Raw genomic sequence first — 23,333 nt, forward strand, 5'->3', positions numbered from 1 at the left:
AAGTTGCAGGATGAATCATCAATATTACGGATTGATAATGACTTGCTCTGCACCATCAATTGCCGCAGCGATAACGCCGATTTTCCAGGCTTTTTCACCAGATGCGGTCAGCAGTTCAACCGCTTTATCTGCCAGTTCCGCAGGCAGGACAACAACCATGCCAACGCCACAGTTAAAGGTACGGTACATTTCGTGACGCTCAACATTCCCGGCTTGCTGCAACCAGCTAAATACCGCCGGCCATTGCCAGCTAGCTTCATCGATAACCGCCTGAGTCCCTTGTGGCAACACGCGCGGAATATTCTCCCAGAAGCCACCACCGGTCAGGTGAGCAATGGCATGAATATCATCAAGTTTTTCAATCAGGCTAAGAATGGATTTTACGTAGATTTTGGTCGGTTCCAGTAAATGGTCGGCCAGAGATTTACCTTCCAACTGAGTCTGTTCTGGATCGGTTTGACTGACTTCCAGAATTTTGCGCACTAAAGAGTAGCCGTTAGAGTGCGGGCCACTGGCACCTAAGGCAACCAGCACATCACCCGGTGTCACTTTGCTGCCATCGATAATTTCAGATTTTTCGACCACGCCGACACAGAAACCGGCAACGTCATAATCTTCGCCGTGGTACATCCCCGGCATTTCGGCGGTTTCGCCGCCAACCAGCGCACAGCCTGATTGTTTGCACCCTTCGGCAATCCCGGTAATCACGCTGGCGGCAGTGTCCACGTCCAGTTTACCTGTGGCAAAGTAGTCAAGGAAGAACAGGGGTTCTGCACCCTGAACCACCAGATCGTTGACGCACATGGCGACTAAATCGATACCAATCGTATCGTGACGTTTCAGGTCCATCGCCAGACGTAGCTTGGTGCCAACGCCATCGGTGCCTGAAACCAGAATAGGCTCACGGTATTTTTGTGGCAAAGCGCACAGGGCACCGAATCCGCCCAATCCTCCCATCACTTCTGGGCGGCGAGTCTGCTTAACCACACCTTTTATGCGATCAACAAGGTTATTGCCGGCATCAATATCTACACCTGCGTCTTTATAGCTGAGAGAGGTTTTGTTGGTCACTGCGAGGTCCCCACGGCGGTTGGCGGTTTAAAGAAAACGCAACAATTCTAACAGCGCAGGCAAACGTTTGCGAGCAGCTTGTGATATCACCCTGATTTTTTACTTTCTTGACTTAAGATTGATTTTCTATTGATCTGAATCAGGCTATTCAATGTGGCGTTCAAAAAGAAAAGCGGTATAATCTCGCGATTTTTTTGGCCGTCAACCGCCTAACCAGGAGAAAAATAATGAAGATCGTTGAGGTGAAACACCCGCTAGTAAAACATAAACTTGGTTTGATGCGTGAGAATGAAATCAGCACGAAGCGTTTTCGCGAGTTAGCCTCTGAAGTGGGGAGTTTGCTGACTTACGTGGCAACCGCCGATCTGGAAACTGAAAAAGTCACCATCGAAGGTTGGAACGGGCCGGTTGAGATTGAACAGATTAAGGGTAAGAAAATTACTGTTGTGCCCATTCTGCGTGCAGGCTTAGGTATGATGGAAGGGGTATTGGAGAATATCCCCAGTGCCCGCATTAGCGTGGTGGGTGTCTACCGTGATGAAGAGACTCTAAAACCGGTACCGTATTTCCAGAAGCTGGTTGCCGATATTAACGAACGCATGGCGTTAGTGGTTGATCCGATGCTGGCAACTGGTGGTTCGATGATTGCCACCATCGATCTGTTAAAAAAAGCAGGCTGCCAAAGTATTAAAGTGCTGGTCTTGGTGGCGGCCCCTGAAGGGATTAAAGCGTTGGAAGAAGCGCATCCAGATGTAGAGCTATATACTGCCTCAATCGATCAGTGCTTGAACGAACACGGCTATATCATCCCTGGGTTGGGTGATGCCGGTGATAAGATTTTCGGAACAAAGTAACTTTTAGATAGCCGACTTGATAGTCGGCTTTTTTTTGAATAATTTTTAGCATAAACCACACCATTGAGAGGATAGAGAAAATGAGCCGTCGCACCATTGGCGTCAGCGAGCGCCCACCGCTGCTCCAGACGATCCCCCTGAGTTTCCAACATCTGTTTGCGATGTTTGGTGCCACAGTTTTAGTCCCTATTCTGTTTAAAATTAACCCGGCGACGGTGCTGTTGTTTAACGGTATCGGCACCTTGCTTTACTTATTTATTTGTAAGGGAAAAATCCCAGCTTATCTGGGTTCCAGTTTCGCCTTTATCTCACCGGTATTGCTATTACTGCCATTGGGATACGAAGTCGCACTGGGTGGTTTTATCGTGTGTGGCGTCTTGTTTTGCCTGGTGGCGCTGATTGTAAAAAAAGCCGGTACCGGTTGGCTGAATGTGCTCTTTCCGCCGGCGGCGATGGGGGCGATTGTTGCGGTCATCGGTCTTGAGTTAGCCGGTGTAGCTGCGGGGATGGCTGGGTTGCTGCCTGCCGAAGGGGTCACGGCCGATTCCACCACTATCATTATTTCAATGGTGACCTTGGGGGTGACCATTCTGGGTTCGGTGCTGTTCCGTGGCTTTTTTGCCATTATCCCGATCCTGATTGGTGTGCTGGTTGGTTATGCCCTGTCATTTATCATGGGTGTGGTTGATTTAACCCCGATTCGTGAAGCGCACTGGTTCGCCTTGCCGACGTTCTATACTCCGCGTTTTGAGTGGTTTGCCATTCTGACCATTCTGCCCGCCGCGCTGGTGGTGATTGCTGAGCATATCGGGCACTTGGTGGTCACCGCGAATATTGTGAAAAAGGATTTGATCCGTGATCCGGGCTTGCACCGTTCGATGTTCGCCAATGGTATTTCGACAGTGATTTCTGGTTTCTTTGGCTCCACACCGAACACCACTTATGGCGAAAATATTGGTGTTATGGCGATCACGCGTGTTTACAGTACTTGGGTGATTGGTGGGGCGGCGATCCTCGCTATCATGCTCTCTTGCATTGGCAAGTTGGCTGCGGCGATTCAGGCGGTACCAGTGCCGGTGATGGGCGGTGTTTCACTGCTGCTGTACGGTGTTATTGCCGCGTCAGGTATCCGCGTATTGATCGAGTCAAAAGTTGACTACAACAAAGCACAAAACCTGATTTTAACCTCGGTTATCCTGATCATCGGGGTGAGTGGCGCAAAAGTGAACATCGGTGCCACTGAACTGAAAGGTATGGCACTGGCAACCGTCGTGGGGATCGGTTTGAGCCTGCTGTTCAAAGTGATCAGTTTGATCCGCACAGAAGAAGAGATTATTGAGGCAACGGAAGACGAACCGGCGCTTAAATAAAAGTGATATCTGGTCGAATCGCGCTTGTCGGTTCGGCCAGTTTTTCTACTCAGATCAGGTTTTTATGCTGTTGTTGGTTTTTGTGGTAAGCTTGCCCTGATTTCCCGCCCGTTTTGTTGGTTGAGGTGCTTCTGAATACGCCGGCACAGCTTTCACTGCCACTCTATCTTCCCGATGATGAAACTTTTGCCAGTTTCTATCCGGGGGAGAACCCATCCCTGTTAGCGGCGATCCAGTCTGCTGTTCACCAGTCTCATGGCAGTTATATCTATTTTTGGTCGCGTGAAGGTGGGGGCCGCAGTCATTTGCTGCACGCCGCTTGTGCTGAGTTATCGCAACAAGGCGAGGCGGTGGGTTATGTCCCGCTGGATAAACGCGCGTACTTCGTGCCGGAAGTGCTTGATGGCATGGAGCAACTCGCATTGGTGTGCATTGATAATATTGAATGTATTGCTGGTGATGAGATGTGGGAAATGGCGATGTTTAACCTCTACAACCGCATCGTCGAAACCGGCCGCACCCGTTTGTTGATAACCGGTGATCGCCCGCCACGTCAGTTGAACCTGGGGTTACCTGATTTGGCTTCCCGTCTGGATTGGGGGCAAATTTATAAATTGCAGCCCTTGTCAGATGATGAGAAATTGCAGGCTTTACAGCTACGTGCCAAATTGCGTGGTTTTGAATTACCGGAAGATGTAGGGCGTTTTCTGCTAAAACGCCTCGATCGGGAAATGCGCACGCTATTTATGACGCTGGATCAACTGGATCGGGCATCAATTACCGCGCAACGCAAGCTGACGATTCCGTTTGTGAAAGAGATTTTAGGTCTTTGAAATTGAAATAATAAACGATAAATACATTTATTCTTTCAATCTTTTGTAGCAATCAAATCACTGCAATATTTCCAGCACCTGCTCTGGTGGGCGGCCAATCCGCGCTTTGCCGTGATAAACCACAATTGGGCGCTCGATCAGCTTCGGATTATCACTCATAGCTTGCAGCAATTTATCTTGCGTCAGCGTTTTATCCCCTAGATTTAGCTCCTTATAAAGCTCCTCTTTGGTACGCATTAACTGGCGTGCGTCGTTGAAACCTAATTGTTGCAATAACTGTTTTAACGTTTCCACGCAAGGCGGGGTATCAAGGTAGAGCACCACTTGCGGATGGATACCTTGCTGTTCAACTAACGCGAGCGTTTCCCGGCTTTTCGAGCAGCGTGGATTATGATAAATCGTGACATCTTGCATAGTAACTCTCCTTAAGACTTCTGGTATTTCTGGAAGCGCTTATCGAGCTGGCGCAATTGATCAATACGAGCATCATAACGCGCCTGCTCCAGGCTGCCCAACTTCACCCGCGCGCTGGCATCGCTGAGTAGGCCGATGGCCTGTGGCAACTTGCCACTCAGGGCCAGGCTTTCTGCACGCGCGGCCAGTTCTTGATCGCGTAAACCCAGTGCGGCGGCAGCTTGAGCCAATAGATCCCAACCATTCGGATCGTTCGGATGAGCGAAGGTATAGCGGTTTAGCAGCTTAACCGCCGCTGCCGGTTGCCCGCCCTGAACATAAGCATTGGCCAGATTGAGTTGTAATACCGGCTCATCATTTTGTTTAGCAATCGCGGCTTGCAGGCGTGTAATGGCCGTAGCAGACTTATTTTGCTCCAGATCGATATCGGTCATCAGATTGAGGAACCAAATATTGTTTGGTTGCTGGGTCAACAATGGCTGTAACTGGTTACGGGCTTGATCATATTTCTTGGCCTGATACCACAAGATAGCTTGACCATATTTTGCCGCCAGTTGCTCGCGCACCGTACCTTTGCTGAGGGTTTCCAGCAGATCCGGCGTCAGGCTGTTTTCAGTCGAACCATACATTCCCAGAATACGTACTTTGGCGAATAAATAATCTTGTGATGAGGCTATCGGGTGCGGTTTCATTTGGTTAGCGCGGTTACGTGCATCAGATAACCGACTGTCAGGTAACGGGTGAGTCAGCAACATTTCCGGTGGTTTAGAGGCATATCGCGACTGATCGGCCAGTTTTTGCAGGAAATTAGGCATGGCTTGTGGATCAAACCCTGACCGCTGTAGCACCTGAATGCCAATTCGGTCGGCCTCTTGCTCATTGCCCTGCGTAAAGCTGATGATACCCTGCTGAGCACCCGCCAGTGTACCACTTAAACCCGCCATACCCGCTTGTGGGCTGGCCATTGTCAGCAGGATAGACCCTAGTACACCAACCCATGTCAGGGGAGCCATGCGTTGCTGCTCTTCCATTGCTCGCGCCAGGTGGCGTTGAGTGACATGAGATATTTCATGAGCTAATACGGAGGCCAGTTCGCTTTCGTTTTCTGTATAGCGGAATAGGGCGGAGTGAATAACCACATTGCCGCCAAAGAATGCAAAGGCGTTTAGCTGATCGTTATTCACCAGATAGAAATGAAAAGGGGTACGCACTGAATTGGCATTGGCAACCAGTCGGTGACCTAATTGGTTGATATACTGCGCTAATAATGGATCATAAATTAACGGGGTACTGGCACGCATTTGGCGGACATAAAAATCCCCCATTGCCATTTCCTGATCGATGCTTAACGTGGCACCCGCAGAGGTACCGATATCGGGTAACAGGTCTTGCGTCTCTGCACCGGCAGGTATTGCGCTGGTGAGCAACAAGCTACTGAGTAATGTGGCGATCACTGTCTTACTTAACCGACCTGTTTTAGTTAACCGATACGTCATAAACGAGGCTGCCCTTGCTAATGTAATGACAATTAGACTCCGAGATGTGTAAGAGTTCTTCTTCCTTGCTCTGCTCTCCAGTACAATCATCACGAAAGCGGGTTATACCCGTCATCTTTCAAACTGCTGGTGGGTTGGCTGTGCTCAATCAGCCGAATGGCTTACCGGTGTAAGCTCATCGGGGTTCTCTTGCTTGCCGCTTTCCCGCATCTTGAAATCTATTGGGTATAGATCACATAAATAGCATCAAATACGTCAAAGGTTAAGCTCATCATCCGTGGCTAATGCTCATCACTATCTTAGCCAGCATGTGGGTATAAGGGAACGTCTGACAAGAACAATTTACCTTCGGGTTTTGCCCCTGTATACCGGGGCGGTTAAAGGGAGTCGCCAATTTGCGGCTTCCTCATAGTATTTAAGGAGTCATTTCGGATGCTAGAGCTGTTGTTACAATGGTATCGTCGGCGTTTTACCGACCCGCAGGTTATTGCACTACTGGCTATTCTGCTGGCGGGATTCTGCATTCTTTACTTCTTTAGCGGTATTTTGGCCCCTTTGCTGGCGGCAATAGTCTTGGCGTATTTGTTGGAGTGGCCGACAGCACGATTACAGCGTATTGGCTGCTCACGCCCGTGGGCGGCCACTATTGTGCTGGTAGTGTTTGGTAGTATCACGCTGTTAGCGGTGTTTGTTGTGGCCCCGACAGTCTGGCAGCAAGGCAATAATCTGATATCAGACATGCCAAAAATGCTGAATAAATTCAATGCATTTGCCCAAACTTTACCGGCTCGCTATCCGGCACTGGTCGATGCCGGTATTGTCGATATGATGGCAGAAAATCTGCGTGGCAAGCTATCGGGTATGGGGGAGTCAGTGGTTAAAATCTCGCTTGCCTCGTTAATTGGCCTGCTGACATTGGCAATCTATCTGATTTTGGTGCCGTTGATGTTGTTCTTTCTGCTCAAAGATAAAGAGCAGATGCTGAATGCGGTGCGCCGTATTTTGCCGCGCAACCGTGGCCTGGCGGGGCAGGTATGGCTGGAAATGAACCAACAGATTACCAACTACATTCGCGGCAAAGTGCTGGAAATGGTGATTGTGGGTATCGCCACTTATCTCGTTTTCTTTATTATGGGAATGAATTATGCCCTGTTGCTGGCGGTGTTAGTTGGTTTCTCCGTGCTTATTCCTTACATCGGCGCGGTAATTGTGACGATTCCGGTGGTGTTGGTGGCATTATTTCAGTGGGGGATTGGTGCTGATTTCTGGACACTTTTTGCCGCTTATCTGGTGGTGCAAGCTCTGGACGGCAACTTGCTGGTGCCGGTGCTGTTTTCTGAAGCGGTAAATTTGCATCCGTTGGTTATTATTCTATCAGTGATTATTTTTGGTGGAATGTGGGGGTTCTGGGGCGTTTTCTTTGCTATCCCGTTGGCGACATTGGTCAAAGCCGTTATCCACGCCTGGCCGGATGAATTTATTCCCGATGCGGATTAATTAGCTGAAAACATTACAGTGTTGAACCAATAAAAAAGAGCGCGCTGGCGCTCTTTTTGTCACCAAGAACCTGAACGTTAGGCACTTTGGCGTAAATAGTCCATCACGATATCGTGGTGATTGGTGGTTTTGAAATTATCAAATACATGTTCCACTTTGCCGTCAGCATCAATCAAAAAGCTGATGCGGTGGATACCGTCGTAGGTTTTACCCATAAAACTTTTTTCGCCCCAAACGCCAAATTGCTCTGCAACCTGATGGTTTTCATCAGACAGCAAAGTGAAATTCAGCAACTCTTTTTCGACGAAACGTGACAGTTTTTCAGGTTTGTCGGTGCTGATGCCCAACACTTCAACGCCTGCACTTTTTAGCTCATCCATATTGTCGCGCAGGCCACAAGCCTGAACGGTGCAGCCTGGTGTCATGGCTTTAGGATAAAAATAGACCAAGACACGTTGTCCCTGGAAGTCGGCCAAACTAATTTGCTCGCCATCTTGGTCGGGCAAACTAAACTTTGGCGCTATATCACCGGCTTTCAATGGGCTCATTACTAACTCTCCATTCGTGAGTCATGCTGTGGATAGTTCACAATACTAATACTGCCTTGTGCATTGAGTTCTGTACATAGCTGATAAAAAGCGTGTTCGATTTTCGAACCGTTCTGGCTGGCAGGGCTGTGTGCGCTTATCTGGATATGCAGCAATGGCGGCGTATCACCTTGTGCGGGCTGAGTCTTGGAAACCAATTCCGCGATATTCATATTGTGGCAATGAAATAGATTGGTAAACCGTTCAATAATATGGGGGGAGTCATTAACTTCAACTTTTACCCATACTGTCGCGGGCATCGCCTGTTGCTCTTGTGCGTTGGTACGCTTCATGACAATCAGCAAATCAAGCTCTGCACCCTTTTGCGGCAGTGTTGATTCCAGCAGGGTAACGGCGTTCCAACTGCCTGAAAGCAGCATTATAAATGTGAACTCCTCACCGAACATGGCCAGCCGGCTATCTTCAATATTGCAACCGCAGCTACTGACATGGCGGGTGATGGTATTCACGATTCCAGGGCGGTCAGCACCCAGTGCGGTAATGACCAGATAATGTTCATCAAGCTGCGGCAAAATCGCTCTTCCTGTCATGCTCTTTGGGGTTACCATGGTAAACATAAAAAAAACCTGCTGCCAAGCGCTTACAACACAGTTGTTTACTTGCTTTTGGATAGAGGTCAAAAGTACCATGAGGAACTTGTTTAAGGTGGGGGTGGTCAATGTTTACGGGAAGTTCGATGTTTACAGGAAGCATAGTTGCGCTAGTAACGCCGATGGACGACAACGGCACTGTCGATCGCGCGAGCCTGAAGAGACTGATTGATTATCATGTCGCCAGTGGAACTGCGGCGATTGTCTCTGTGGGAACGACCGGCGAATCTGCAACACTGAACCATGACGAACATGTCGATGTGGTCATGCAGACCCTCGAACTGGCTGATGGTCGCATTCCAATCATTGCCGGAACCGGTGCTAATGCCACCTCCGAAGCTATTTCTCTCACCCGGCGGTTTAATAGCACCGGTGTGGTGGGGTGCCTGACGGTGACGCCTTATTATAACCGTCCGATGCAAGAAGGGTTGTACCAACACTTCAAAGCGATTGCTGAAAGTACCGATTTGCCACAAATTCTCTATAATGTGCCTTCGCGTACCGGTTGCGATATGTTACCGCCAACCATCGCTCGCTTGGCTAAGATTAAAAATATTGTTGCTGTAAAAGAAGCAACAGGGAACTTAAGTCGGGTAAGTCAGATCCAAGTGCTGGTTGATGATGAAGATTTCATCCTGCTCAGTGGTGACGATGCGAGTGGACTCGACTTTATGCAACTGGGCGGTAAAGGGGTTATTTCGGTGACAGCAAACATTGCTGCGTGTGAAATGGCCCAACTGTGTGCGCTGGCCGCACAAGGTAACTTTGCAGAAGCACGCCGTTTGAATCAGCGCTTGATGCCGTTGCATCAGCATTTATTTGTAGAAGCAAACCCAATTCCGGTGAAGTGGGCCGCGAAGAAGCTGGGATTAATGGCAAACGACACTTTACGTCTGCCAATGACCCCACTGACTGACCCGGCTAAACGGGTTGTGGAAGACGCGCTAAAAAGCGCAGGTTTGCTGTAACTCTTAGGGAAATTTGATGGCAATAACATTGCAAAAGTCGACGGTGGTAACGGTTGTGGGTGTTTCGCTGGCCATGCTGCTGGCCGGTTGTACCACTGACCAACGTTACAAACGCCAGGTTGGTGGTGACGAGTCTTATCTTGAAGCTCCGGGGCTGAAGCCACTGAACTCACCCTCTGGCATGATTCTACCGATACAAAACGGCGAATTTGATGTGCGCGCCGTTAATGCAACAGGTGCGGTGGGTAAACAGTTGGATATCCGTCCGCCGGTGCAACCACTGACATTGTTAAGTGGCTCCCGCGCTGAAAATGCTACCGATACCAGCAAGCTATTGTTAGAAAATAGCCCACAAAACCGCACGCTATGGGCGCAAGTTACCCGTGTTCTGCAAGATAAAAACTGGCCGATAGCCAGCCGTCAGGATGCAACACAAACCCTGGCGACTGACTGGATCAAATGGAACCGGGCAGATGAAGACGTGCAGTTCGAAGGCCGTTATCAGATAAGTGTACAGGAGCAAGGTTATCAATTGGCATTAGTGGTGAAATCCCTTGGTTTACAGCAAGGGGGTAAAACCATTACCGATTATACCGAAATCCAGCGCTATAACGGTGCGATGCTGAATGCTATCGTCGAAGGCTTGGACAAGGTGCGTTCTGACAGTGAAAACAGCCAGGCTGCGCGCAAGGTTGGCACGTTGGATGTGCAAAGTGGCAGCGATGATACTGGCTTGCCTCAGCTCATTGTTCGCGGTTCTTATGCTGTGTTGTGGGAACGTTTGCCAGCCGCACTTGAGAAAATTGGTATGAAAGTGACTGACCGTAGCCGTCCGCTGGGTACGATTAACGTCACAGTCAAATCGATGAGCAGCAGCAGTTGGGATGCAATCGGTGCCAAAGATCCTGAATTGCCAGAAGGCGATTATAAATTGCAGGTCGGTGACCTTGATAACCGCAGTAGCTTGCAGTTCATTGGTCCGAAAGGGCAGACCTTAACCCAATCGCAAAACGATGCGTTGGTGGCGGTGTTCCAGGCGGCGTTTAGCCAGACCAGTGCTACAAGTACTCAATAAAACCAAAGGGGCTACGGCCCCTTTAAACCCGTCATACTTCAAGCTGCATATGCGTTGGCTACGTTCAATCACCCGAGTCACTTACAGGTCTTGACCTTAAGAAATAGTAAGTTCATCGGGATTAATGAGCCTCATCCCTGAGGCTCACCTTGCGGGCAGCATAAATGCTGTTCAAATCGGTTCCCGACCGATTTGTCTCTCGCTTGCCGCCTTCCTGCAACTCGAATTATTTAGGGTTTAGTCATTTTATGGCGAGTTATATTTTCACATTACTGGAGTAATTAAGATGCAAAAGCTAGCTGAGTTGTATCGTGGCAAGGCGAAGACCGTCTATACCACCGAAAACCCTGACCTATTGGTATTGGAGTTCCGTAATGATACGTCAGCACTGGATGGTCAGCGCATTGAGCAGTTTGACCGTAAGGGTATGGTAAACAACAAATTTAACCATTTCATTATGGCTAAATTGGAAGCCGCCGGTATTCCAACTCAAATGGAACGCTTGCTGTCAGATACCGAAGTGTTGGTGAAAAAACTGGAAATGATCCCAGTTGAATGCGTTATCCGTAACCGCGCTGCGGGTTCTTTGGTCAAGCGTTTGGGTATCGAAGAAGGCATAGTACTGAATCCACCGCTGTTTGACTTGTTTTTGAAAAATGACGCCATGCATGACCCGATGGTCAATGAGTCTTACTGTAAGACCTTTGGCTGGGCGACAGAAGCACAATTGGCCCGCATGAAAGAACTGAGTTATTTAGCCAATGACGTGTTGAGCAAACTGTTTGATGATGCCGGTTTAATCCTGGTAGATTTCAAGTTGGAATTCGGTCTGTTCAACGGCGAAGTGGTATTGGGTGATGAGTTCTCGCCCGATGGCAGCCGTTTGTGGGATAAGAAAACCCTGAACAAAATGGATAAAGACCGTTACCGCCAAAGCTTGGGTGGTTTGATTGAAGCCTACGAGGAAGTTGCACACCGTATTGGCGTAAAATTAGACTAACCACGCAATCGATTACGTTTTTCTGACATCATCGTTTTAAGGGGAGAGTCCCATCTCCCCGATGTTTTTCTTATTCTCCCCACCGCATTAATCATTTGTACTTTTAATGGTATTAGCTTGATAGATTTCCTACGATAATACGTAAGGACTATATCTGGGAGCAAAGCTATGCGTTGGCAAGGTCGTCGTGAAAGCGATAATGTGGAAGACAGGCGTGGAAATTCATCCGGTGGTGGTGGATTCCGGCCACCGATAGGTGGCAAGGGCGGTCTGGTTATCTTGATTGTGGTATTGGTTGCAGGCTATTACGGTGTCGATTTGACTCCGCTATTAAACGGCAGTGACCCGATGTCACAAACGCAGACGCAGCAGCGCTCGCCAACGGCTATCAGCCCGCAAGATGACCAGTATGCCAAATTCACCTCGGTGGTTTTAGCTGACACAGAAGACACCTGGAAACCTATCTTCCAGCAAATGGGGCGCACCTATCAGGAACCGAAGCTGGTGATGTACCGTGGCGCAACCCGTACCGGTTGTGGCACCGGTCAGTCAGTGATGGGGCCATTTTACTGCCCGGCAGACAGCACGGTTTATATCGATTTATCGTTCTACGAAGAGATGAAAAATAAGCTAGGAGCAGGCGGCGATTTTGCTCAAGCTTATGTAATTGCTCACGAAGTGGGGCACCATGTACAGCATTTGTTAGGTATTGATACCAAGGTTCGCCAGCAACAGCAAAGCGCATCTCAGGCTGAAGTTAATCGCTTATCGGTCAAAATGGAATTGCAGGCTGATTGTTTTGCTGGCGTTTGGGGTAAAGCGATGGATCAGCAACAGGTATTGGACGTCGGTGACCTGCAAGAAGCGCTTAATGCCGCACAAGCCATTGGTGATGACCGGCTCCAGCAGAAGAGTCAGGGCAGAGTCGTACCCGATAGTTTTACGCATGGCACCTCGCAACAACGCTATACCTGGTTTAAGCGTGGTTTTGACAGCGGTGATCCTAATAGCTGTAATACTTTTGCCAGCCGCTAATAGCGCTAGAACCTCAAGTAAGCAGAGACTATCATAACCGCACTTTCTTTTTGCCGGCACGCTCGCTGCCAGCATCTATTGCAAGGCTGGGGTAACTATCATGGCAAAGCAGAATAACTATTATGGTAAAGCAGAATAACTATGGCCGCTCTTGATCCAACCTTATTGATCCTTTTGGCGCTGGCAGCGCTTGGGATCATCAGTCATAACATGACCGTTACATTGGCAATTCTGATATTAATCGCGATTAGAATCACCCCTCTGAATCAGTTTTTCCCGTGGGTGGAAAAATATGGCCTTACCATCGGCATATTGATTCTGACCATTGGTGTTATGGCACCGATCGCCAGCGGTAAAATCAGCGCCAGCGAGGTATTGCATTCATTTATTCAATGGAAATCGATATTAGCCATTGTGGTTGGTGTGGCCGTCTCTTGGCTCGGCGGTCGGGGTGTTTCGCTGATGACACACCAACCGTCGGTGGTTGCAGGCTTACTGGTTGGTACGGTACTCGGCGTCGCTTTGTTTAGAGGCGTGCCGGTGGGACCATTGATTGCCGCTGGTTTGCTCTCATTGGTTATCGGTAAATCTTAAGGTGATCGATGCCATTATTGCCCACCAGCCAAAAATGGCACGGCAAGGGATTCGGCGTTTACTGATTCTCAGTGGTCAGCGCGATTGGTCACGACAGCAGGTGGCTATTTTGCGCCAACAATTGCCAGGTGATTGGCTTTGGCTGGGCGATTCCCCACCAGCGGATGTTACCTGCGTCAGTGCTAGTGCGGCAAAAACGCTGCTGGGGCAAGAGTGGTTGCACGGTGTGTTTGATGGTACCGACGGTTTTAATACCGAGGCACTGGCAGTCTTGGCGGGGACTTTGCGTGCTGGGAGCTGGCTGGTTCTGATGGTGCCGGAGTGGGAGAGTTGGCCTCTTCAGCCAGATCACGACAGTTTGCGCTGGAGCGAACAGGGCACACCTATCGTAACTGCCCATTTTATCCGCCATTTACAGCGGCAACTCTTGGCTGAACCCGAGGTGGTTTTGTGGCGGCAAGCCAGGCCACTTGTCGCACCTCAGTTTGCTCCCCGCCCTGACTGGCAGCGGCCTGATGGGTCGCCTACGGCGGAACAACGGGCTATTTTGCAGCGTCTGATGCAGGCAAAATGCGGTAATTGGGTCCTGACAGCAGCGCGTGGGCGCGGTAAATCGACGCTCGCAGGTATGTTAGTAGCACAGTGGCAAGGCCATTGCTGGGTTACCGGGCCGGGCAAAGCGGCGACACAGGTGCTGAATCAGCGTGCCGGCGAGCGGGCACGATTTTGGGCACCAGATGCATTACTGGATTACTGCCGCCAGCATGATGTCAGTGAAATTGACTGGTTGCTGATTGATGAAGCCGCGGCGATCCCCGCACCATTATTATCCGCATTATTAGCTTATTTTCCGCGCACCTTATTAACCACCACCGTGCAGGGTTACGAAGGTTCCGGGCGTGGTTTTCTGCTTAAATTCTGCGCTACCCTGCGTAATTGGCATCACCTGACCTTAACCAATCCTGTGCGTTGGGCGACTGATGATCCATTGGAGCATGTCGTGGATGATGCGTTATTATTTAATGCGTTACCGATCAGCGATGAGTTAGGCGCAGGATCGTCACCCGCCAGCCAGATTGACATTACTCCTTGTACGCAACGCGATTGGCTAAGTCAGCCTCAACTGCTGCAGCACTTCTATGGTTTACTCACCAGCGCGCATTACCGCACCACCCCATTGGATTTACGCCGTTTAATGGATGCGCCGGGGATGCATTTTTTTGCCGCGAAAGCAGCAGATACCGTGGTCGGAGCGTTATGGCTGGTGGATGAAGGCGGTCTGAGTTGTGATCTTGCCCATGATATCTGGGCGGGAAGGCGGCGTCCGAAGGGCAGTTTGGTGGCGCAATCACTGGCGGCTCACAGTGGGCAATGGCAGGCACCAACGCTATTATCGCGGCGAATCAGCCGGGTTGCCGTCGCACCCTCATGGCGGCGGCAGGGTATCGCTCACCGAATGATTGCCGCCGAGCGACAAAATGCAACACAGCAGCAGCGAGATTTCTTGTCGGTCAGTTTTGGCTATACCGATGAGTTACATGATTTTTGGCGAAGCTGTGGATTTCAGTTGGTGCGAATTGGCAGCCATAAAGAAGCCAGTAGCGGCTGTTATGCGGCGATGGCGCTGTTACCCCTCAGTTCTGCGGGAGAAAAGCTCTGTGAGGCAGCGAGGCAGCAATTAGAGCGTAATTGGTATTGGTTGCATCAATGGATTGACATTCCAATGCCATCATCGCTATCGCTACCAGCACAACCTGATATCAGCTTAAATGATGATGATTGGCGTGAACTGTCAGGTTTTGCGTTTGCCTTCCGTCCATTAGAGGCCAGCTTGCCTGCTCTACAGCGGTTATTGCTACGAAGTGGGTTACCACTGCTGGCATTACGCCAATATTTGCAGCAGGGTATGACGCCGGCGGAGATTGTCCATAACGTGGGCCTTTCAGGGCGCAAAGCGTTGGTGGCGAGATGGCGACAGGAGGCGGCTGAGGGGATGGCGGAGTTATGATTGCAGGTGGCAGAGGGCTGTTGATGCTAAATCAGCCCCCCGCCGTGTGATGTTATCTGCGTTCTACTTACTTCTTCTTATCTGGCCAGTCATCGTCGTCGTCCCACTGCGCGTTGTTATCACGATGCGGGGGGATCTCCGGCTTGTTTTTCAAGAAACTTTTATGATCAAGGCGACGTAACTCTTTGATGCCGTTTAGGATAATACCTGCCAGTAGAATAAGAATGATCCACCAGTAATCAGCTAGCCAATGCATGGTTTAATTCCTTATATCCATCGTTTTCAAGAGACTGCACCTTGAAACTTATTGGGTATAGTTATGAATCGTGAAAAGATCATAGGCAAATGACGACTCAGCCACTCGCTGCCTGCGACATCTTGTGACTGCCAGGCTTTCAGCAGAATTTCAGGTGTCAATAAATGTTCTGCCGCTGTAGCCAGAGGGTGATAGCTCAGGTGCCACGGTTCTACCGCGATGCCACCACTGTCTTCAGTAAAGGGCCGGTAAAAGCCAAATTCTGCCATATGCGCGCTCAGCCATTGGCTTAATGGATAAAAATAACCGCCCGCCTCGTACTCCCAGGGTTCCAGTTGTAATTTAGTATCGATTGGCAACAGTGATGGATCGTAAATATCTAAATCACTGCCCCAATGGTGGCGACTGGCTCCTGGTAATGCTGACCAACGCAGAATGGCTTCGCAGCGTGCTGGTGTATCGAGTTCACCTATGTCGATTGGTTGGCTGTCTTTATCTAATACTGGCCGCTCACCACGAAATTTACCATTCCAGATGGCTAATTGACGGTCAAAATCGCGAAAAGTGCTGGCCGGTTGTAAATCAAATCCCGCCAGCTTGGCAGCCTGTTGCATCGCCTGAAAAGCAGCTACTGCTTGCGGCTGTAGGCGATGGTTGCCGCTTAACATCATCAGATGGTCGGTTGAACGGCCGGTGAGCATTTGTGGTGTTAATGGATGGGCGGTCATGCGATGAGTTGCTCCATGATGCGCTGGTACATTCGACTCAGCAGTTGTAAATCTGCTGCATGAACGCACTCATTAACTTTATGGATAGTGGCATTGACCGGCCCCAGTTCGACAACTTGTGCCCCCATTAACGCGATAAAACGGCCATCTGACGTGCCACCGGTGGTTAGTAGCTGTGGCGTTATCTCGGCATAATGTTCAACGGCGTTAACCACTGCATCCACCAGCGCGCCGCGTGGCGTTAGGAATGGCTGGCCGGACAACACCCACTCAAGGGTGTACTTCAGTTGATGGCGTTCCAGCAGCGCTTCAACCCGTTGTTTAATTATGCTATCGGTCAGTTCAGTGCTGAAACGGAAATTGAACTGCACATAGAACTCACCGGGAATAACATTATTGCTGCCGGTTCCAGCATGTAAATTGGCAATCTGCATACTGGTTGCCGGGAAAAACTCATTACCTTCATCCCATTGGGTAGCAACCAGTTCATTTAGGGCTGGCATGGCGCGATGAACCGGATTATCCGCCAGATGGGGGTAGGCCACATGCCCCTGTATACCCTGAATATGCAGATTGGCTGTGATAGAACCACGGCGGCCATTTTTGACCACATCACCGACTTTATCGGTACTGGAAGGTTCGCCCACCAGACAATAATCCAGCCGCTCATTGCGTGCCATTAGAGCGTTAACCACTTTTACCGTGCCATTAATTGCTTTGGCCTCTTCATCAGAGGTTATCATAAAGGCCAGGCGGCCGTTATGATTCGGATGGGCCGCGACAAAGCGCTCGGCGGCCACCACCATCGCGGCCAGAGAGCCTTTCATATCAGCAGCACCACGGCCATATAACATGCCATCGCGAATAGCCGGCTCAAAAGGTGGGCTGCTCCAGTGGCTTTCATCACCGGTTGGCACCACATCGGTGTGACCGGCAAACGCCAGTGTTTCACCTTCGCCACGCCATGCCCAGAAGTTAAGCGTATCGCCAAAATTCATCGGTTCAACAGTAAAACCGATCGCTTCTAAACGCTGAATCATGATCTCCTGGCAGCCTGCATCATTAGGGCTGAGCGACGGGCGTTTAATGAGTTGTTGGGCCAGGTCGATTACCGGACAGATCATGTTATTGCACCTCAATAGCAGGTTGGTTATGAATAAACTGTTGATAGCTTTCAATATTGAAGCCCAGCAGCATCTCGCCACTTTCGGCTTGCAGCAGCGGGCGTTTAATGATGGCCGGCTGCGCTAACATTAGGGCTTTAGCACGTTGCGCGTCGATGATGGCATCACGCTGTTCTTGCGGTAATTTGCGCCAGGTGGTGCCACGGGTGTTTAACAACGGCTCCCAGCCCAGTTTATCAATAAAACTTTGCAGGTGTTCATCGTTCAGCCCATCCACGCGATAATCGTGAAATTGGTAGGCAATGCCCTGTTCTTCCAGCCAGCGACGGGCCTTTTTTATGGTGTCACAATTTTTAATGCCATAAAGGCGCAATGATGGGGTTGCTGGGCTATCTGACATGGAAAAATAATACCTCGGCTTAAGGGACTCATCGGAGCAGCCACACCGCTGCCGACTCAAAAAGAGCTATTTGCTCTTAATGCAGGAAGATAGCCCATAATGCGGGAAAATTGTATTTGAATCCAGACGGCTATCGGCTATTGAGTGCCAGGGCGGGCGGTTACGGTGTTAACCTATGGCATCAAGGTCTGCGGCATATTGGCGGATGGCTTTTTGGTAGAGGCTGATGTCCTGATGGCTCGAGGTGTCGGCTAGCAGTATTAATAGTGTGGCGACAGCCTCTTTGGTTTCACCGAGGTTGTACAGCGTCATGGCACGAAACAGGGTTATCTCTTTTGCTTGCGGGAAACAGGCCAGTGCGCGGTCAAAGGTTTCCAGTGATTCTTTATACTGCCCCAGCGCCCGATAGGTGCTGCCCAATCCTAAATAAGCTTCCTGTAACTCTTTACCTGCCAGATGATGATCGATAGCGGCATGGTAGAACGGGATAGCTTGCAACTCCAACCCTTGCACGTCATACAATGAGGCAATTTTATGGAGCAGGCTGGCATTTTCAGGGTCGCGGCGCAGTAAATCCTGTGCCATTGACACCGCATCATCATAGCGGCCCAGTTCTTTGAGTGAATCGATGGAGTGTTTCATGGTTTTGCTCAGTATTTTGTCAATAATGGTTTTTTGCCAAAAACGATTTTCATCTCTCTTTAGATGGGAAAGCTACTCCGTAATTTTAAAACAGGCAAGTAAAGTGGTGGCTGCCAGCGCATCACAGTAAAAAAAGAGCAAATTCAATCTCTCTGAACCCGATCTCATTTTAGCGATTGGATAGCCTGCTTTCTATTTTGATTGTTTAAATAATAGGCGTATACTAGCTCGCGATAATTAGAGAGGATGTTATGGTTGATGTTGAGTTAAATACGTGGAAAGAGTTTATCGAGGCGATGCTGCGTAAGGCATAATCGAATAAACCCGCAGTAAAGTCAGTATTATTTTGGTTTGTTTTAACGATTTATTTATGACACCCAGGGGCGAGGAATCGCTCGCAAAAAGGCAGAACCGTGATGGTTTCTGCCTTTTTTATATCTGTCATTCTTTACATCGCAGGTGTGTTGCTACTCTATTACTCGGCTCGCGGCGGTTTGCCGGGGAAGCGTCTGCGAACCAGAACAAAGAACAGTGGAACAAAGAAAATGGCCAGTACGGTGGCAGAAATCATCCCGCCCATCACGCCGGTCCCGACGGCGTGTTGACTGCCAGAACCCGCCCCTTGGCTGATCGTCATCGGCAATACGCCAAAGGCAAAGGCCAGTGAGGTCATCAGAATTGGCCGCAGCCGTAGGCGTGAAGCCTCAAGTGTGGCCTCTACCAGGTCTTTGCCTTTACCGTTTAATTCACTGGCGAACTCCACAATCAAGATGGCATTTTTGGCCGATAACCCGATGATAGTCAATAACCCGACCTGAAAGTAAACATCATTTTCTAATCCGCGCATCCAGGTGGCGGCAACCGCACCAATAACCCCTAATGGCACCACCAGCATCACCGAGAAGGGAATTGACCAACTTTCATACAGTGCGGCCAGGCACAAGAACACGACCAACAGTGAAATGGCATACAGGGCAGGGGCTTGAGAGCCGGATAGCCGTTCCTGATACGACATTCCCGTCCATTCCAGCCCGAAGCCATTGGGCAGTTGTGTGACCAAATTCTCCATCACATTCATGGCAGTGCCGGTACTGACGCCAGGTGCCGCCTCGCCGACAATTTCCAGGGCGGAATAGCCGTTGTAGCGCTCCAGACGTGGCGAACCGTATTCCCAGCGGGTGGTCGAAAACGCCGAGAATGGCACCATACCGCCGCTGTTATTACGTACATACCATTTGTATACGTCTTCTGGCAGCATTCGTGCTGTGGCCTCAGATTGCACATAGACTTTCTTCACCCGGCCTCTGTCAACAAAGTCGTTGACGTAAGTAGAACCCCAAGCCGTTTTCAGCGTGTTGTTGATGTCATCCAGTGACACCCCCAGCGCTTGTGCTTTGCGTTGATCAATATCGATCTGCAACTGCGGGCTATCATCCAGCCCGTTATGGCGCACGCGGGTCAGTGCCGGGTCTTGGGAGGCCAGTTGTAATAGCTGGTCACGAGCCGCCATCAGTTTTTCGTGGCCTAAACCACCATGATCTTGCAGCTCCATATCGAAGCCAGAAGAGCCGCCTAAGCCTGAAATGGCCGGTGGGCTGCTCACCGACACTTTTGCTTCAATGATTTTATTAAACGCTTTAGTTGCCCGCTCGATGATGGCAAAGGAGGAATCGTTGCTGTCAGTTCGTTTATCCCAATCGGCCAGTCGAATAAACAATCGCGCGACGTTCTGGCCGTTACCGCCAGGGCCGGAACCGACAGTTGAGAACACCGACAGCACATTATTCTGCTCTTGTGTCAGGAAGTAATTTTCTACATTTTCAACCACTTTCAGGGTTTGTTGCTGGGTTGAACCTACCGGAAGCTGGACTTGGGCCATGAAAACACCGCGATCCTCCAGTGGCAGGAAAGAGGTTGGCAGTTTGAGGAACAATAAGGCTAATCCGCCGAGCAGCAATAAATACAACAGCATAAAGCGCGCACTGTGGTGCAATACCCGCGCAACCCCCTTTTCGTAACGGTGAGCGTTACGGTCAAACATGCGGTTAAACCAGCCGAAGAAGCCGCGTTTGGCATGATGGTGCCCCGGTGCGATGGGCTTGAGCATGGTGGCGCACAGTGCGGGTGTTAGGATCAACGCGACCAGCACCGATAGCACCATCGCAGAGACAATCGTAATGGAGAACTGGCGGTAGATTGCGCCAGTGGTGCCGCCAAAGAAGGCCATCGGGATAAATACCGCTGACAGTACCAGCGCAATCCCCACCAGCGCCCCCTGAATTTGCCCCATCGATTTGCGGGTGGCTTCGCGTGGGTCTAGCCCTTCCTCGCTCATCACCCGTTCGACGTTTTCCACCACTACGATGGCATCATCCACTAACAACCCAATAGCCAATACGATGGCGAACATAGTCAACGTATTGATACTAAAGCCGAAGGCTGACAATATCGCAAAGGTACCCAGTAGAACCACCGGTACGGCGATGGTGGGGATCAGTGTGGCCCGAAAATTCTGCAAGAACAGGTACATAACCAGGAAAACCAGCACAATGGCTTCTAGCAGTGTTTTAACCACATCCTTGATTGAGGCTTTAACAAAGGGGGTAGTTTCATACGCTATTTTGGCTTCCAGCCCATGTGGAAAGAAAGGCGACAACTCAGCAATACGGGCTTTAACCCGCTCATCGGTTTGCAATTCATTCGCGCCGGAGGCCAGTTTGATACTCATCCCCGATGCGGCCTGCCCGTTAAAGCGGCTCAGGTAGTCGTACTTCTCGGCACCCATCTCAATTTTTGCCACATCACCCAAGGTCACTAGCGAACCGTCCTGATTGACTCGCAGGGTTATCTCCCTGAATTGCTCCGGAGTTTGTAATTGAGATTGAGCATTAATCGTGGCATTCAATGCCTGATTATCAACTGAAGGCGTTCCACCTAATTGCCCTACCGCTATCTGGCTGTTTTGTGATTGGATTGCGGTGACAATATCCTGTGTAGTGAGTTGATAATTATTGAGTTTATTGGGGTCAAGCCAGATACGCATGGCATATTGTGAACCGAAAGCATCAATGCTGCCCACCCCTTCAATGCGGCTAAGGGGATCTTGCAGATTACTGGCGACATAATCGGCAATATCTTGTTTGTCCATGCTGCCATCGGTGGAGACAAATGCCACCATCATCAGTGTGTTATCACCTGATTTTGATACTGAAACCCCTTGCTGCTGTACATCTTGCGGCAACTTTTTGATGGCCGATTGCAACTGGTTTTGTACCTGCTGCATCGCTTCATTAGGGTCAGTTCCTGCCTGGAAAGTCAGCGTTATTGATGCACTGCCGGAGTTACTGCTTTGCGACGACATATAAAGCAGGCTATCCAGGCCAGTCATACTCTGTTCTATGACTTGTGTAACCGTATTTTCCAGGGTTTTCGCCGAGGCTCCGGGATAAGAGGCACTGATACGAACATTCGGTGGCGCTAAATTCGGATATTGCTCAATCGGTAAAGTTGAGATGGCTAACACGCCGGTAAGACACAAAATAATCGCCAATACCCAGGCAAAAATCGGGCGGTCGATGAAAAAATTTGCCATGCAGTACAGCCTTTAAAAGTTAGATTCAGTAGAAACTACTGTGCACTCTACTCGGGAACACGGTGGAGAACGTGAAGAAAAAAAGGAGATAGTGTAAAAAACATCGATAGAACCGAGTTAATTCACGTTGATGGGGGAAATGATGCTAAACAGGTTTTTTCTTTGGTATCAGGTAGACTGATTAATAGTCATCCAACGTTAGGAACCTGTATGGAACTCAATCCCGTATTTGCTCGTCGCCTCTATCTTTGTTGGTTAATCAGCAGTGACAATGCATTGAACGTGCCGCATTTGATGGCGCTGACCGGCTGGCCACGGCGCACGTTACAGGATGTATTAAAAGCGCTGCCCGGTTTAGGTGTCACCCTGACGTTTGTACAGCAGGGTGTGCGCAACAACGCAGGTTATTATAGATTGGATCATTGGGGGCCACTGAACAAAAAATGGATACAGGATAACCATGATGCTATTTTAGCCGCCATCACGTAGCGGCAATGTGTCTCAGTATTTTTTATTTTCTATATACATAATGGTTGCGGCGACCCGTGAACGTACATTCAGTTTACGCAATAAGTTGCGGATATGGACTTTCACGGTTTCTTCCGAAATGTGCAGTTCAAAAGCGACCTGTTTATTAGACATACCGCGCGCGACCTCCTGCAACACATCTAATTCGCGCTCAGTTAATTCAGAGAAAGGGTTAACCTGTTCGTGGCGTGAAGATAAATACTGTGCAACCTCATTACTGAATACATTCTCGCCGGCTGCGGCTTGACGAATATTTTCCAGCAATATTTCGGGTTCACTGTCTTTTAACAGATATCCATCCGCGCCTGCATCAATTACCGCGTAAACATCACTGCGGGCATCGGAGACGGTCAGTACGATAATACGTGCATCAATACCTTCATTGCGCAACGTTTTTAGCGTTTCCAGCCCGGACATTCCTTTCATATTCAAATCAAGCAAAATGACGTCCGGTTGGTGTTTGACCGCTTCGACAATGGCTTCACTGCCATTATTGGCTTCGGCAACCACGTCAAAAATGCTATCCAACTCAAGTAATTGTTTTATTCCACGACGCATCAGTGGGTGATCGTCAACAATCATAATAGTGTGACTTTTGGTCATGTAAGTAATGTCCCTGTAACCGATATATACCCTTCATCATTCAAACT

General features: G+C 49.6%; 23 protein-coding genes. 11 read left to right on the plus strand and 12 right to left on the minus strand.

The features are described 5' to 3' along the window. Window positions 1-24: 24 nt before the first annotated feature. On the minus strand, window positions 25-1,071 hold the full coding sequence (gene purM, locus AT01_RS17715) for a phosphoribosylformylglycinamidine cyclo-ligase (protein ID WP_042548087.1): 1,047 nt from the start codon (window positions 1,069-1,071) through the stop codon (window positions 25-27). Window positions 1,072-1,298: 227 nt separating this feature from the next. Between purM and upp the strand changes: the two genes are divergently transcribed. From upp to hda, 3 genes are all read left to right on the plus strand, one after another. Further along, complete coding sequence (gene upp / locus AT01_RS17720) at window positions 1,299-1,925, plus strand: uracil phosphoribosyltransferase (protein ID WP_004705173.1); 627 nt, start codon at window positions 1,299-1,301, stop codon at window positions 1,923-1,925. An 80-nt stretch (window positions 1,926-2,005) separates the two neighbouring features. Further along, window positions 2,006-3,295, plus strand: coding sequence for a uracil permease (uraA, locus tag AT01_RS17725; RefSeq protein WP_042548088.1), 1,290 nt, complete (start codon window positions 2,006-2,008; stop codon window positions 3,293-3,295). Between the two features lie 125 nt (window positions 3,296-3,420). Beyond that, window positions 3,421-4,128, plus strand: a complete 708-nt coding sequence (gene hda, locus AT01_RS17730; RefSeq protein WP_042548700.1) for a DnaA inactivator Hda — start codon at window positions 3,421-3,423, stop codon at window positions 4,126-4,128. A 57-nt stretch (window positions 4,129-4,185) separates the two neighbouring features. Here the strand turns inward: hda and arsC are convergent, their stop codons facing one another. Both arsC and bepA read right to left on the minus strand, forming a co-directional pair. After that, a complete protein-coding gene (gene arsC / locus AT01_RS17735; protein ID WP_004705179.1) occupies window positions 4,186-4,542 on the minus strand; it encodes an arsenate reductase (glutaredoxin) in 357 nt (118 codons plus the stop codon). Window positions 4,543-4,553: 11 nt separating this feature from the next. After that, window positions 4,554-6,038, minus strand: coding sequence for a beta-barrel assembly-enhancing protease (bepA, locus tag AT01_RS17740; RefSeq protein WP_042548089.1), 1,485 nt, complete (start codon window positions 6,036-6,038; stop codon window positions 4,554-4,556). A gap of 432 nt (window positions 6,039-6,470) precedes the next feature. Here bepA and AT01_RS17745 point away from each other — a divergent pair, with 432 nt between their 5' ends. Next, window positions 6,471-7,535, plus strand: a complete 1,065-nt coding sequence (locus tag AT01_RS17745) for an AI-2E family transporter (protein WP_004705183.1) — start codon at window positions 6,471-6,473, stop codon at window positions 7,533-7,535. A gap of 77 nt (window positions 7,536-7,612) precedes the next feature. Here AT01_RS17745 and bcp read toward each other — a convergent pair whose 3' ends face one another. Together bcp and AT01_RS17755 are read right to left on the minus strand one after the other, a co-directional pair. Beyond that, complete coding sequence (gene bcp / locus AT01_RS17750; RefSeq protein WP_042548090.1) at window positions 7,613-8,083, minus strand: thioredoxin-dependent thiol peroxidase; 471 nt, start codon at window positions 8,081-8,083, stop codon at window positions 7,613-7,615. Between the two features lie 2 nt (window positions 8,084-8,085). Continuing rightward, window positions 8,086-8,655: a glycine cleavage system transcriptional repressor gene (locus tag AT01_RS17755; protein WP_042548701.1), complete on the minus strand. Its 570-nt coding sequence runs from the start codon at window positions 8,653-8,655 to the stop codon at window positions 8,086-8,088. Between the two features lie 164 nt (window positions 8,656-8,819). Between AT01_RS17755 and dapA the strand changes: the two genes are divergently transcribed. The 6 genes from dapA to AT01_RS17785 all read left to right on the plus strand — a co-directional run bounded on the left by dapA (window position 8,820) and on the right by AT01_RS17785 (window position 15,413). Next, window positions 8,820-9,701, plus strand: coding sequence for a 4-hydroxy-tetrahydrodipicolinate synthase (gene dapA, locus AT01_RS17760; RefSeq protein ID WP_042548091.1), 882 nt, complete (start codon window positions 8,820-8,822; stop codon window positions 9,699-9,701). 16 nt (window positions 9,702-9,717) lie between these two features. Beyond that, window positions 9,718-10,776 (plus strand): outer membrane protein assembly factor BamC, encoded by a 1,059-nt coding sequence (bamC, locus tag AT01_RS17765; protein ID WP_004705191.1) that lies wholly within the window; start codon window positions 9,718-9,720, stop codon window positions 10,774-10,776. 286 nt (window positions 10,777-11,062) lie between these two features. Continuing rightward, window positions 11,063-11,776: a phosphoribosylaminoimidazolesuccinocarboxamide synthase gene (gene purC, locus AT01_RS17770; RefSeq protein WP_004703658.1), complete on the plus strand. Its 714-nt coding sequence runs from the start codon at window positions 11,063-11,065 to the stop codon at window positions 11,774-11,776. A 168-nt stretch (window positions 11,777-11,944) separates the two neighbouring features. Beyond that, complete coding sequence (gene ypfJ / locus AT01_RS17775; protein WP_042548092.1) at window positions 11,945-12,811, plus strand: KPN_02809 family neutral zinc metallopeptidase; 867 nt, start codon at window positions 11,945-11,947, stop codon at window positions 12,809-12,811. A gap of 141 nt (window positions 12,812-12,952) precedes the next feature. Beyond that, window positions 12,953-13,405, plus strand: coding sequence for a DUF441 domain-containing protein (locus AT01_RS17780; RefSeq protein WP_004703662.1), 453 nt, complete (start codon window positions 12,953-12,955; stop codon window positions 13,403-13,405). 34 nt (window positions 13,406-13,439) lie between these two features. Then, on the plus strand, window positions 13,440-15,413 hold the full coding sequence (locus tag AT01_RS17785) for a tRNA(Met) cytidine acetyltransferase TmcA (protein WP_407703560.1): 1,974 nt from the start codon (window positions 13,440-13,442) through the stop codon (window positions 15,411-15,413). Between the two features lie 67 nt (window positions 15,414-15,480). Here the strand turns inward: AT01_RS17785 and AT01_RS17790 are convergent, their stop codons facing one another. The 6 genes from AT01_RS17790 to acrD all read right to left on the minus strand — a co-directional run bounded on the left by AT01_RS17790 (window position 15,481) and on the right by acrD (window position 22,155). After that, window positions 15,481-15,669 (minus strand): YpfN family protein, encoded by a 189-nt coding sequence (locus AT01_RS17790; RefSeq protein WP_004703666.1) that lies wholly within the window; start codon window positions 15,667-15,669, stop codon window positions 15,481-15,483. Between the two features lie 26 nt (window positions 15,670-15,695). After that, complete coding sequence (locus AT01_RS17795) at window positions 15,696-16,397, minus strand: M15 family metallopeptidase (protein WP_042548094.1); 702 nt, start codon at window positions 16,395-16,397, stop codon at window positions 15,696-15,698. Then, on the minus strand, window positions 16,394-17,521 hold the full coding sequence (dapE, locus tag AT01_RS17800) for a succinyl-diaminopimelate desuccinylase (protein WP_042548095.1): 1,128 nt from the start codon (window positions 17,519-17,521) through the stop codon (window positions 16,394-16,396). The genes AT01_RS17795 and dapE overlap by 4 nt, the downstream gene beginning before the upstream one ends. A 1-nt stretch (window position 17,522) precedes the next feature. Further along, complete coding sequence (locus AT01_RS17805) at window positions 17,523-17,921, minus strand: ArsC family reductase (RefSeq protein WP_042548096.1); 399 nt, start codon at window positions 17,919-17,921, stop codon at window positions 17,523-17,525. 168 nt (window positions 17,922-18,089) lie between these two features. Continuing rightward, a complete protein-coding gene (locus tag AT01_RS17810) occupies window positions 18,090-18,563 on the minus strand; it encodes a tetratricopeptide repeat protein (protein WP_042548097.1) in 474 nt (157 codons plus the stop codon). A 475-nt stretch (window positions 18,564-19,038) separates the two neighbouring features. Beyond that, window positions 19,039-22,155: a multidrug efflux RND transporter permease AcrD gene (gene acrD, locus AT01_RS17815; protein ID WP_042548098.1), complete on the minus strand. Its 3,117-nt coding sequence runs from the start codon at window positions 22,153-22,155 to the stop codon at window positions 19,039-19,041. Window positions 22,156-22,365: 210 nt separating this feature from the next. Between acrD and AT01_RS17820 the strand changes: the two genes are divergently transcribed. Beyond that, complete coding sequence (locus AT01_RS17820; RefSeq protein ID WP_042548099.1) at window positions 22,366-22,644, plus strand: winged helix-turn-helix domain-containing protein; 279 nt, start codon at window positions 22,366-22,368, stop codon at window positions 22,642-22,644. 12 nt (window positions 22,645-22,656) lie between these two features. On the opposite strand, the gene narL is transcribed toward AT01_RS17820, so the two are convergent. Next, window positions 22,657-23,286 (minus strand): two-component system response regulator NarL, encoded by a 630-nt coding sequence (gene narL / locus AT01_RS17825; RefSeq protein WP_042548100.1) that lies wholly within the window; start codon window positions 23,284-23,286, stop codon window positions 22,657-22,659. Between the last annotated feature and the right edge of the window lie 47 nt (window positions 23,287-23,333).

It is taken from the genome of Yersinia aldovae 670-83, assembly GCF_000834395.1.
In the GTDB taxonomy this organism is placed as follows: domain Bacteria; phylum Pseudomonadota; class Gammaproteobacteria; order Enterobacterales; family Enterobacteriaceae; genus Yersinia; species Yersinia aldovae.